Genomic DNA, 11,131 nt, shown 5'->3' with positions numbered 1-11,131 from the left:
CGCCAGGCGCCATTTCCCGCCCCCTCCGCCGCTTGTCGCACAGCCGGCGGGGCTGTGGCGGCGTACACCGCCTGCGATCTTTCCTCCGGTGATGGGGCTTCTGGGGCTGGGGCTGGGCTGGCGGCTTCTGGCGGAGATGCTGGCCAACCCGGCCATCGCGGCGCTGGCCGAGGCCGCGCTGGGGGCGGTGGCGCTGCTCTATCTGTTCTGCGCGGTGGCATGGCTGGCAAAGCCATTGCGCCGCCCGGGCGCGTTGATCGATGAATTGCAGGTGCTGCCGGGGCGGGCGGGTGTTGCGGCAGGGGTGCTCAGCCTTTCGCTGCTGGCCGCCGTCATGGTGCCCTATGCGCCGGGGCTGGCGCTGATCATGGTCGCTGTCTCCAGCACGCTGTTGCTGGGGCTGGGGGCGCTGGTGCTTTGGGTGCTGGCGCGCGGGCCAGCCGAGGGGCGGGTGGTGACGCCGGTCTTTCACCTGCTGTTCGTGGGCCATATCCTTGCACCGCTGACACTGGTGCCACTGGGCTTCCTGCGCCTGTCCACGCTCATTCTGGTGCTGACGATCTGCGCGGCAGTGCTGATCTGGGCGGTCAGCGCGGTGCAGCTGTTGCGGCGCGTGCCGCCCGCGCCGTTGCGCCCGCTGCTGGCGATCCATCTCGCCCCCGCCAGCCTTGGCGCCACAATCTCCGCGCTGCTGGGCTGGAGCGGCTGGGCCACGGGTTTTGCCCTGCTGGCGCTGGCGCTACTGGCGGCTTTGGTTGCTTCGGGGCGCTGGCTGCTGGCGGCGGGTTTCTCGCCGCTCTGGGGGGCGCTGACCTTCCCGCTGGCGGCCTGCGCGGGTGCCGTGACCTATGCTTTCGGTGCGTCAACAGCGGGGCTGGCGCTGGGGGCCGGGCTGCTTCTGGCGGGAACCGCGCTGACGGTAACGGTGGCGCTGCGGGTGATGACGGACTGGGCCAAGGGCAAACTGGCGGCGAAAACCAACGCTGCCAGCATCTAGTGTTCAGCCGCGAACCGCTTCGATCATGCGGGCAACATTGTCCGGGTCGGCATCAGGCGTGATGCCGTGGCCCAGATTGAAGATATGCGGCCCGCCTTTGAAAGCGCGAACGATGCGCCTTGTCTCCTCCACCAGCGGGGCGCCGCCGGTGACCATATGACCGGGCGCCAGATTGCCCTGCACGCAGCCGTCGACCTGCACCTTCTGCGCCGCCCAATCCGCCGAAACCGAATTGTCGAGCGCGACGCAATCCGCCCCGGTGGCGCGGGCGAAACCGATGTAGCGCGCGCCTGCCTCGCGCGGGAAGGCGATGACCGGCACGCCGGGGTGGCGGGCTTTCAGCGCGGTGATGATCCGGCGCGCAGGCTCCAGCGCGTAGCGGTCGAAATCATCGCCCTTCAGCGATCCGGCCCAGCTGTCGAACAGCTTGATCACCTCGGCCCCTGCCTCAACCTGCGCGGACAGATATTCGATCGTGCCCAGCGTGATCCGCTCCATCAGCGCGTCAAACACCGCCGGTTGCTCATCCTTCAGCTTATGCGCCGGGCCCTGATCCTTGGTGCCGCGACCGGCGACCATATAGGTGGCAACGGTCCAGGGCGCGCCCGCGAAACCGATCAGCGTGGTCTCGCGCGGCAGCGCGCCCGAGAGGATGCGCAGGGTCTGATAGACCGGGTTCAGCGTTTCATGGATCACATCCACGGGCTTGAGCGCGGCCAGGTCCTTTGGCCCGGTGATGGTGGACAGGCGCGGCCCCTCGCCGGTGACAAACCACAGATCGGCGCCCAGAGCCTGCGGCAACAAAAGGATATCGGCAAACAGGATCGCGGCATCAAAACCATAGCGGCGGATCGGTTGCAGCGTCACCTCGGCGGCCAGTTCGGGGTTGTAGCACAGGCTGAGGAAGTCACCGGCCTGCGCCCGCGTGGCGCGGTATTCGGGCAGGTAGCGGCCCGCCTGACGCATCATCCAGACCGGCGGCACGGCCTGCACCTCGCCCGCAAGGGCGCGCAGGATTGTCTTGGTGGGGCGGTCGGTGGCGGCAGGGTGGGTCACGGGCGGCGCTCCTTTCAGGCAATGGGTGGTCAGTGGGGCGGCGGGGCGCGGATGTCAAGCTGACCGCCCGTCGCAGGGGCGGCCCCTTCGCGGTCATTGCCGCAGGGAAAGGATACCGGCACCGACAATGAGCAGCATGCCGAGCGTCGACATCATGTCTGGCACCTCGGCGAAGAAGACCAACCCCCAGAGGACGGCAAACCCCACATAAGCAAAGTCAAAAGCGCCGATCATCGCAGGCGGCCCGTTCTGATAGGCAATGGCGGCGCCGATGCTTCCGATCAGGAGCGCCGTCGCCAGCAGTGCCATGGCCAACCATTCGGTCGGCCCCATGCCCGCCCATGGCGCAAGCAGAAACCCTTGCCGCGCGCTTTCTGGCAGCAGGAGGATCGCTGCGGATGCCAGCCCGCCGACGATGACAAAGCCGATATTGAGGGCCAGTGACAGCATGACGGGGTCCTGCCGGCGGCATCTGCTGCGGGTCAGGATCATTGCCCCGGCATAGAGCATGGCCGATATCAGGGGTAGGACCGCATAGGCGTTGAAATCCCCCGCTTCGGGGCGCAGAATCAGCAGAACGCCCAGAAACCCGATGAAGACGGCGGACCAGCCGATGGGTGAAATACGCTCTCCGATGAACGTGGCCGAGAACAGGGTGATGAAGATCGGCAGGGTGTAATAGGCCGCCGCCGCCGCTGAAAGCGTCAGTTCGGGAAGTGAAAGATAGTAGCAGACCCACATGCCCACCAGCATCAGGCTGCGAAGGACGACCCACCAGAACGCATCCGGCAGCGCGAACCTTGCCCGTCCTTTCACAGCCAGAACCCCAAGCAGGACCGGGATGACGATCAGCGAGCGGATCACGAAAATCTGCCAGATGACAAAGCTGCCGCTCGTCAGCTTGATCAGTGCGTCGCCCAGCGATAGCGCCAGTACAGTCAGGATGATGACGCTGACCGCAAGGGGAATATTGTCGGCGCGGTGCTCCTGCGGCCTGGCTTGCGACATCCGGCTTTCTCCTGCATGGCGGTTCAGGAACGTTAGGGGAACATTAAGGGGCAGGCAATGGCGGATCTGAGCCGGACATGTGGCGCCACGGTGCAGAAGTGTCCCGCTGACCCTCTAATGCAGGGCCCGGCCCGGAACGGCCACGCATACTTGCCGCAGCGATCCTGACCGGGCAATGTCGCCGATGCGGGACTGATCAGTCATGGCAGAGGCAACCGCAGGTTCGGGCAACGGCATGCGTTCGCGGCCGTCGCCCGAAGCTTCACCAGGGTGTCATGCCCTCGGGTTCCACGAAGCGTCCGCTGTCATCACCACCAAGTGCGTATTTCACCGGCAGTTGTGCACCCTCAGCAGGCGTCATGGTGCCGTAGCCCGTCAGATCGGTTTTCACGAAGCCCGGGCTGACGGAATTCACCTTGATGGCGGTATCCTTCAGCTCCTCATGCAACTGCACCGTCAGCATGTTTGTCGCGGCTTTGGAGGCGTTGTAGCCGATGAACTGGCTGGCATAATAGGGCGACGCCGGATCGCCGTTCAGGGTCAGGGAGCCCAGCGAGCTCGACAGATTGACGATCCGGCCCTCAGATGCCTTGCGCAGCAGCGGCAGCATGGCTTGCGTGACTGTGAGTGTCCCGATGAAATTGACCTCCATCACCTGCCGGACAGCGGCAATCGAGGCCGTGCTGGGGGTGGCATCGGCAAAATCGAAAATGCCGGCGTTGTTGACAAGCACGTCGAGCCGACCGTGCCGTGCCTCGATCTGCGCTGCCGCATCGGTGATCATGGTATGGTCCAGAAGATCGAGCGCAACGCTCTCTGCGCTCAGGCCGTCCCTTGCCAGATCTGCCAATGCGCCACTGGCCCGGGCGGCGTCGCGCGCGCCGATGATGACGTGAATGCCTGCCTGCGCAAGCTGACGCGCGATCTCCAGGCCGATCCCCTTGTTGCCGCCGGTGACGAGGGCGATGCGTGCATGTGTCATGAGTCTTTCCTTTTCTGCGGATATCGTCAGAATATGAGGAAAGCTTCAGGTTTTGGATTCGCATATGCCCGCCTCGCCCCCGACCACCCTGCAGCCCAGAAAAACACCGACCCAGAGCCGGTCGCGCGTGACCGTGGAGGCGATTTATGAAGCCACCATTCAGGTTTTGCTGCGGGGTGGCATGAACGAGTTGACGACAACCCACGGGGCCGAACGCGCCGGTGTGTCGGTTGGCACCATGTATCAATACTTCCCGAACAAGCAGGCGCTGATCTATGCGCTCAACGAGCGATATCTGGATGCGCTGGCCGCGCGGATCGAGACCACCTGCCGGGAACAAGCGGGCGCCCCTCTCGGGCAGATGGTCGAAGCGCTGATCGAAACCTACTGGACCGCCAAGACCGAGCGCGCCGATATCACTCGGGCGCTTTATCGCTCAGTAGCGGAACTGAACAACGATGCGCTGATCCACGCCTTTGCCGAACGGGTAGACCGCGCGACGACGGCGATGTTCTCAGGCGCCTGCGACGCGCTGTTCGCTGACGTGCCGCGCACAAACCTCGCGCTGGTCACGGTGATCTACGGCACCGTGCGCAATGCTTTTGAGCGTGGCCTGTCTGCGCAGGAGGCGGCCGAGCTGCGACAGGATCTGACCACCATGTGCCGCGCTTATCTGGCGACCTTCACGGCCTGAGGGGGGCATTCGCAGCACCATCTATGACGACATCACCGACAGGAACATCAGCGCTGAAACAGGCGTCATTCTTGTCGACCACGGCACCTCGTCCTGGCTCTCTCACGGTGATCGCCGCGATGGTAGCTGCGCTGTCCCGTAGCGCGGTCGTGCTCAGGCTCCAGGCGTCCGGGTCGATGGCGAAGACGCTCCTCAGCCATGCCAGCGTCAGCCGCCGGGTCGCCTCCAGCGCGTCGGGGTCTTCCACCTCGGTTTCCTTCGCATCCAGCCCCGCGATGCCACCCAAGCCATGGCCGACGCCGTTGATGGTCAGCAGGGCATCGGCCCCGGGCGCGTCGTGGAAGGCATCCGCGTGCCAGTCAGGGCCACGGGGCGTGAAATGCGGATCATCTTCCGCGCCGCAAACCACGAGGGTCGGCACAGTGATGCCGCTGAAATCCACCTCAAAAAAGGGAAAGCGCGCAGCATTCTCAGGCGTCAGATCGGCGCCGCCGCGACCGGGGGCCGCGAGGAGGATGCCGGCCCGGATGCGGGGGGCGGAAAAATCCTCCCCGTCCAGACGCCCGCCAAGCAGCAGGCTGCAAGTGTGGCCGCCGAAGGAGTGACCCGCCACGGCGATGCGGGTGTGGTCCAGTCGTCCTGCCACGGCCGGGGCTTGCCGTTCGATCTCATTCAGCTGATCGAGGATCGCGCGCATCTCGGCGACCCGCTCGCGCCAGAAGAAGGGCCCCCCGGGCAAGTCGGGGTCCAGCCCGCCGACCCGCGAACTGGCATGCGTCGGCTGAATGACCGCGATCCCCCGTTCGGCCCAGAACTGGGCGAGCGGGGCGTAGCCGTCTTTTGAGGGGAGATAATTCGACGGGCCAAAGCCGTGCGACAGGATCACGATCGGCAGGGCGTCCCCGGTTGCGGGCGCGGTCAGGCGCAGCTCCAGCGGCTGGCGGCCGGGCATCTGCAGGCGGATCGGCGCGTAGGCCACGGTCAGGGCGGGGTCCGGCACCGGCAGGGTGCGGGACAGGGTGATCAACCGGTTCATGTGTCAGCCTCGTATTAAAGAAACGGACGCGGCGCCAGTGCCGCGCCCCGTCGGTCAGGCGGCGGCGAGGCCTTCTTCGCGGAACCATGCTTCGGCATCGGCACCGGCGGGCAGTTTCATCGGGGCGTTCTCATCCGTGACGGCGCGCCAGACGGCCTGCGCGACATCGCGGGCCTGCGTTTTTTGGGTGGCGGATCTGAGGTCTTGGAAACAGGCCTGCACGAAGGGGCCATAGGCTTCCGGCACGTCCATGCCCATCCGGGCCACGGCATTGCGGCCAAACGAGGTCTCCGGCGCACTGCCGGGCAGGATGAGCCGGGCGCGCACGCCGAATTCCGCGGCCTCCAGCGCGAAGCTTTCGGTAAAGGCGTTCACCGCGGCCTTGCTGGCGCTGTAGACCGACAGGGCGGGCAGGGGGCGCAGTGTCACGCTGGAGCTGATGTTGACGATCACGCCGCTACGGCGGGCGCGCATGCCGGGCATCACGGCGCGGGTCATCGCCATGGTGCCCAGCACATTGGTCTCGAACAGTTCGCGGGCGCGGGTGAGCTCAGTGCCTTCCAGCACGTTGAGCATGCCGACGCCCGCGTTGTTCACCAGCGCGTCGAGCGGGCCTGCCTCGGCAACAGCGGCGGCGATGCTGTCAGCATTGGTGACGTCCAGCGGCAACATGCGCAACTTGTCCGAAACCGGCAGGCCCCCGGCGGACGGGTTGCGCATCGTGGCGACGACCTCCCAGCCCTGGTCAAGGAAATGCGCGGCGATGGCCTGGCCGAAGCCTGACGAGGTGCCGGTGATGAGGATGCGGGGCATATCTGGTCTCCTTGTCTGATGTGCAGGAGAGATAGACGGCGATACCCGTTCAATCTATACAAGATAGTCCATAATGATTTATCGAAAGTCCGGAATCATGCTTGATGATCTCGAAGATCCCCTGTCCAGCGTCGTCACGATGCTCCGACCGGCGGTCTCCCTCTCAAAGCTGGTGGAAGCAGGTGGCCAGTGGCAGGTCGTGCGGCAAGACATGGCCCACCCCTTCTATTGCGCGATCGTCGAGGGGGTTTGCCGGATCGAGCTTGCTGGCCGGGCACCCGTCACGCTGGCGGCCGGAGACTTCATCCTGATCCCCGATCTGCAGGGATTTCGCATGACCAGCGCGGCGCCTCCGAAGCTGCGGGGGCCGGGCCGGCCGCTTGAAACCGGCCCCGGCCGTGTCCGCCTCGGACCAGTGGACGCCCCTGTGGAGATGCGCGCGCTGGTCGGGCATTGCCGCTTTGAGGCGCCCGCCAGCGAGCTGCTGGTGTCGCTGTTGCCCGGGATGATCCATGTCTCCGGCCACGACCGCCTGATGGCCCTTGTGCCGGTGATCCACGAGGAAACCCGTGCCGCCCGGCCCGGACGTGGGCTGATCCTCCATCGGCTGCTGGAGGTGCTGCTGATCGAGGCGTTTCGCGCGGGGCCAGCCGTGGCCATGCCGCCGGGCCTTCTGCGCGGGCTGGCCGATCCGCAACTGGCCGCCGCCTTGCAGCGTATCCACGCGGATGCGGGTGGCGACATTTCCGTGGCCCGGCTGGCGAAGGAGGCGGGCATGTCCCGCTCCGGCTTCTTCGAGAAGTTCCGCAAGGAAATCGGTCGCGCGCCGATGGAATACGTGACGGACTGGCGCATGGCCATTGCCAAGACCCTGCTGCGGCAGGGCAGGCTGGGCAATGCAGAGATCGCTCAACGCACCGGCTACGGATCCGCCAGCGCCTTCGGCACCGCCTTTCTCCGGCACGAGGGCCTTTCCCCCGGTGCATTTGCAAGCAAGGACGTCAGGGACAGAACTGCAAAGGGCATGGTCGTAGGAGAATGACTGTGAGCCACAGTCTGTCCGTGCTCCTCGATCAATGTCGCGTCTCGGCTCCTCGCGCCCAGTGGTGGCACGGAAGATTCTCTCCCGTTGGTGTGATGGAACAGTCGGGCGCCGGTTTCAGCCTGGGCGCGCAGGGCGGCACTCAGCGAGCGGAATCTGGCGCGTCTTATGGTGCACAATACGGGGATGAGCTTCGGGCGCTGGCGCCGCCAGCTTGCCGTCGTTCTTGCGGTCCGGGCGTTGGCGAGCGGCATTTCGCTCAAGCAGATCGCTGCTGAGCTTGGCTATCACAGCACGGGAAGTTTCATCGCAAGTTCCGGAAAACTGTCGGAACATCGCCCATGCGTTGCCTTGCCAACCAACAGGCACCGTCATGGAATGCCCAAAGCGACGGCCACGACGAGGGTTAGCGCATTTCTGCGCTTCCCCGGAATCGCGAAAATGCTCTATCATTTTGTTTTTCTGTGATTCCTGACGGAAAGTCGGTTTCCTCTTTCCTGGAATTGTTCTGGAAGGCTTTCGTTCCTCAAAGGGCGGAGACACCGGCATGGGCGCTGGGGCGACGAAACGTGTAAAGCAGCGCCATGGGTCAGGATCATCCTGATCACGCCGATGTCGATACCCAGCGTCAGGGAGCCAGCACCCTGATCTGCCCGTTTGCGACCGTACCCGATCAGTTGGGGCGATCGAAGTGGCCAACCTTTTCCTTTCCCGGGTCGCGCTTCAGAGACGCAAGCGCTGCCACCCTGGCCCGCAACGAGGTGGTTTCCCTGCAGAGCAGATATCGGTTATAGGAAGGTTAGCCAGGTCGCTGAAAGGGTGCCGGCGGGCGACGGTCGATGTGTTGGGCGCCTGATCGATCAGAGCCCCGGCAGGGCCCGGGCCCGTTTACGGGCGTCGTCACGGTGCAACAATGTCTCGCCCGCATGCGCCAGTCTTTCGTCTGATCTGGACCCGGCAGGCACCGGAAGTTAACTTGGGTCTAGAGAGCCATTTCGTGTGCGGCTCAGGTGTGCGATGAGTCGTAGCAGAGGAAATTCGGGAATATCAGGGCATAGTCCGGAGCAGGGGCATACTCGCCAACGGATTGAAGATACAATAAAAATGCATAAAAATCAATCATATAGGCTTTCTGTTGCGCCGATGATGGACTGGACGGACAGCCATTGCCGCCGCTTCCACCGCCACCTGTCGCGGCACACGCTGCTTTATACCGAGATGGTCACATCGGCGGCGCTGGTGCGTGGGGGCGCGCGCCACCTGCTGGGCTTTGACCCGGCTGAACAGCCGGTGGCGCTGCAACTGGGCGGCTCGGACCCGGCTGAACTGGCGCAGGCGGCACGGATGGGGGCGGATGAGGGTTATGGCGAGATCAACCTCAACGTCGGCTGCCCCTCGGACCGGGTGCAGTCCGGCTGTTTCGGCGCGGTTCTGATGCTCAATCCGGCGCTGGTGGGGGACTGCGTCAGCGCCATGGCTGCGGCCTGTGGGGCCGAGATCACGGTGAAATGCCGTATCGGTGTCGATGATCAGGAACCCGCGCAGGTGCTGCCCGCCTTTCTGGAGACCATGCGCGATGCAGGCGTGAAACGGGTGATCATCCACGCCCGCAAAGCATGGCTCAAGGGCCTGTCGCCCAAGGAAAACCGCGAGATTCCGCCGCTGGATTACGCGCTGGTGGTGGCGATGAAACGCGCCTATCCCGGGCTGACCATTTGTATCAACGGCGGCATTGCCACGCTGGATCAGGCCGAGGCGCTGCTGGCGCAGGGGCTGGACGGCGTGATGATCGGGCGCGCTGCCTATCATCACCCCGCGGCGGTGCTGAGCGGTGCCGACCGGCGGATCTTTGGCATGCCCGGCCCTGATGCCGACCCGGTCGCCGTGGCGCAGGCCATGCGGCCACAGATTGCCGATCATCTGGCGCGCGGCGGGCGGCTGAGCGGCGTGACGCGGCATATGCTGGGCCTCTTTTCCGGCCAGCCGGGCGCGCGGACATGGCGGCGGCGCCTGTCCGAGGCCGCGCCGGGCGGCACGCTTGATGATTACGACCACGCACTTCTGGAACTTTGCGAAAAGGTGGCAGCATGAAACACGCGCTTCTGGGTCTGGCCCTGGCCACCGCTCTCGGCGGATGCGCCGTCGGCACCGAGGCGCAGCGCCTGCAGACCGCGCCCGCAGCCCCGGTGCTGCGCGTCTATGACCCCGGCGCGCCGCGCCCGCTGCCACCGATGCGCGCCAATGCCGAAATGGTCGAAGACCTGCTGGAACTGGGCTTTTTCATGGAAAGCGGGCGGGAGATTCCGCAGTTTTCGCGCTTTGAGGGGCCGGTGAAGCTGGTCACCCGGGGCGAGGTGACGCCGCTTTCGCAGGCCGATCTGGACCGCCTGTTGGCGCGGCTGCGCAATGAGGCCGGTATCGACATCGCCCGCGCCCCGCGCAACGAGGTGGCGCCGGGCGAGAATGTGGTGACCGTCGAATTCGTGCCGCGCCGGGTGATGCGCGCGGTGGTGCCGGCGGCGGCCTGTTTCGTGGTGCCCAATATCAGCAGCTGGGATGAATTCGCCTCCAACCGCCGCAGCCCGCTGATTGACTGGACGCGGGTCAGCCAGCGCCGCGCGGCGATCGTTTTCGTGCCCGCCGACACCACCCCGCAAGAGATCCGCGATTGCCTGCATGAGGAGATCGCGCAGGCGCTGGGGCCGCTCAATGACCTGTATCGCCTGACCGATACGGTCTTCAACGATGACAATTTCCAGACCACGCTGACCGGCTTTGACATGCTGATCCTGCGCGTCTGGAACGCGCCCGAACTGCGCCCGGGCATGACGCGCGACGAGGTGGCGGCGCGGCTGCCCACGCTTTTCAACCGCCTCAACCCGGCCGGCAGGCGCTCAGCCGGGCCCGCCGCCGGGCCCACGCCGCGCGAATGGGTGCAGGCGATCGAACAGGCGCTGTCCAGCGAAAACGGCCTGTCAGAGCGGCGCGAAGGGGCGATGCGCGCGCTGGATCTGGCGCGCGCGCAGGGCTGGTCGGGGTCGCGGCTGGCGCTCAGCCTGATGCTGACCGCGCGCCTTGCCCCGCGCGAGCGGGGCGATGCGGGGCTGATGGCGCTGCTGACCGCTGCCGAGATCTACCGCCAGTTGCCCGGCGGCGAGGTGCATGTGGCGCATCTGGACATGCATCTGGCCGTACAGGCACTGGCCACCGCCCAGTATGAAATGGTGCTCGACCTGACCGACCGCGCCCGACCGATGGCCGAACGCACGGAAAACGCGGCCTTTCTGGCCTCGCTGGCCTTCATCCGGGCTGAGGCGCTTGCGCAGCTGGGTGAGGGTGAGCGCGCCGAGCGGCTGAGGCTCGACAGTATGGCCGCCGCGCGCTATGGCTTCGGTTCGGACGCCGCCGCGCGCGCCCGGCTGGACGAGATCGCCCGGCTGACCGGCGCCGCGATCAGGGTTGCCGCGCGCTGAGCGGCGAAACACGCAAAAGCGGCCAGAGGG

Annotated in this window: 10 protein-coding genes and 1 pseudogene; 6 read left to right on the top strand and 5 right to left on the bottom strand. The window is 65.8% G+C overall.

What is annotated here, in order from left to right; translation table 11 throughout:
* The coding region (locus V7Q53_RS18195) for a tellurium resistance protein (protein WP_333830174.1) at positions 1-997 on the top strand (997 nt) is incomplete at its 5' end.
* A gap of 3 nt (positions 998-1,000) precedes the next feature.
* On the opposite strand, the gene hemE is transcribed toward V7Q53_RS18195, so the two are convergent.
* From hemE to V7Q53_RS18180, 3 genes are all read right to left on the bottom strand, one after another.
* Entirely contained in the window at positions 1,001-2,053 is a 1,053-nt protein-coding gene (hemE, locus tag V7Q53_RS18190) for a uroporphyrinogen decarboxylase (protein ID WP_333830173.1), read from the bottom strand.
* Positions 2,054-2,146: 93 nt separating this feature from the next.
* Positions 2,147-3,061, bottom strand: coding sequence for a DMT family transporter (locus V7Q53_RS18185; RefSeq protein ID WP_333830172.1), 915 nt, complete (start codon positions 3,059-3,061; stop codon positions 2,147-2,149).
* 262 nt (positions 3,062-3,323) lie between these two features.
* Positions 3,324-4,043 (bottom strand): SDR family NAD(P)-dependent oxidoreductase, encoded by a 720-nt coding sequence (locus V7Q53_RS18180; protein ID WP_333830171.1) that lies wholly within the window; start codon positions 4,041-4,043, stop codon positions 3,324-3,326.
* A gap of 64 nt (positions 4,044-4,107) precedes the next feature.
* Here V7Q53_RS18180 and V7Q53_RS18175 point away from each other — a divergent pair, with 64 nt between their 5' ends.
* Positions 4,108-4,737: a TetR/AcrR family transcriptional regulator gene (locus V7Q53_RS18175; RefSeq protein WP_333830170.1), complete on the top strand. Its 630-nt coding sequence runs from the start codon at positions 4,108-4,110 to the stop codon at positions 4,735-4,737.
* Here the strand turns inward: V7Q53_RS18175 and V7Q53_RS18170 are convergent.
* Entirely contained in the window at positions 4,727-5,773 is a 1,047-nt protein-coding gene (locus tag V7Q53_RS18170) for an alpha/beta hydrolase family protein (protein WP_333830169.1), read from the bottom strand. The two genes, V7Q53_RS18175 and V7Q53_RS18170, sit on opposite strands and share 11 nt — an antisense overlap.
* Positions 5,774-5,827: 54 nt before the next feature.
* Positions 5,828-6,586, bottom strand: coding sequence for an SDR family oxidoreductase (locus tag V7Q53_RS18165; RefSeq protein ID WP_333830168.1), 759 nt, complete (start codon positions 6,584-6,586; stop codon positions 5,828-5,830).
* Positions 6,587-6,683: 97 nt separating this feature from the next.
* On the opposite strand from V7Q53_RS18165, the gene V7Q53_RS18160 reads away from it, so the two are divergent.
* The 4 genes and pseudogenes from V7Q53_RS18160 to V7Q53_RS18145 all read left to right on the top strand — a co-directional run bounded on the left by V7Q53_RS18160 (position 6,684) and on the right by V7Q53_RS18145 (position 11,101).
* Positions 6,684-7,628: an AraC family transcriptional regulator gene (locus V7Q53_RS18160; RefSeq protein ID WP_333830167.1), complete on the top strand. Its 945-nt coding sequence runs from the start codon at positions 6,684-6,686 to the stop codon at positions 7,626-7,628.
* Positions 7,629-7,763: 135 nt separating this feature from the next.
* A pseudogene (locus tag V7Q53_RS18155) lies at positions 7,764-8,096 on the top strand (helix-turn-helix domain-containing protein); the annotation flags it as partial.
* 636 nt (positions 8,097-8,732) lie between these two features.
* On the top strand, positions 8,733-9,719 hold the full coding sequence (gene dusA, locus V7Q53_RS18150; protein WP_333830166.1) for a tRNA dihydrouridine(20/20a) synthase DusA: 987 nt from the start codon (positions 8,733-8,735) through the stop codon (positions 9,717-9,719).
* Complete coding sequence (locus tag V7Q53_RS18145; protein WP_333830165.1) at positions 9,716-11,101, top strand: DUF2927 domain-containing protein; 1,386 nt, start codon at positions 9,716-9,718, stop codon at positions 11,099-11,101. The genes dusA and V7Q53_RS18145 overlap by 4 nt, the downstream gene beginning before the upstream one ends.
* The last annotated feature ends 30 nt before the right edge of the window (positions 11,102-11,131 follow it).

The organism is Pararhodobacter sp. (genome assembly GCF_036802785.1).
Taxonomy (GTDB): domain Bacteria; phylum Pseudomonadota; class Alphaproteobacteria; order Rhodobacterales; family Rhodobacteraceae; genus Pararhodobacter.
This window is presented reverse-complemented; position numbering and strand designations above follow the sequence as displayed.

Excerpts from the sequence above, each read along its gene's own strand:
- V7Q53_RS18185 (WP_333830172.1), bottom strand. The coding sequence starts at position 3,061 with ATGTCGCAAGCCAGGCCGCAGGAGCACCGCGCCGACAATATTCCCCTT.
- V7Q53_RS18180 (WP_333830171.1), bottom strand. The coding sequence starts at position 4,043 with ATGACACATGCACGCATCGCCCTCGTCACCGGCGGCAACAAGGGGATC.
- V7Q53_RS18175 (WP_333830170.1), top strand. The coding sequence starts at position 4,108 with ATGCCCGCCTCGCCCCCGACCACCCTGCAGCCCAGAAAAACACCGACC.
- V7Q53_RS18170 (WP_333830169.1), bottom strand. The coding sequence starts at position 5,773 with ATGAACCGGTTGATCACCCTGTCCCGCACCCTGCCGGTGCCGGACCCC.
- V7Q53_RS18165 (WP_333830168.1), bottom strand. The coding sequence starts at position 6,586 with ATGCCCCGCATCCTCATCACCGGCACCTCGTCAGGCTTCGGCCAGGCC.
- V7Q53_RS18160 (WP_333830167.1), top strand. The coding sequence starts at position 6,684 with ATGCTTGATGATCTCGAAGATCCCCTGTCCAGCGTCGTCACGATGCTC.
- dusA (WP_333830166.1), top strand. The coding sequence starts at position 8,733 with ATGCATAAAAATCAATCATATAGGCTTTCTGTTGCGCCGATGATGGAC.
- V7Q53_RS18145 (WP_333830165.1), top strand. The coding sequence starts at position 9,716 with ATGAAACACGCGCTTCTGGGTCTGGCCCTGGCCACCGCTCTCGGCGGA.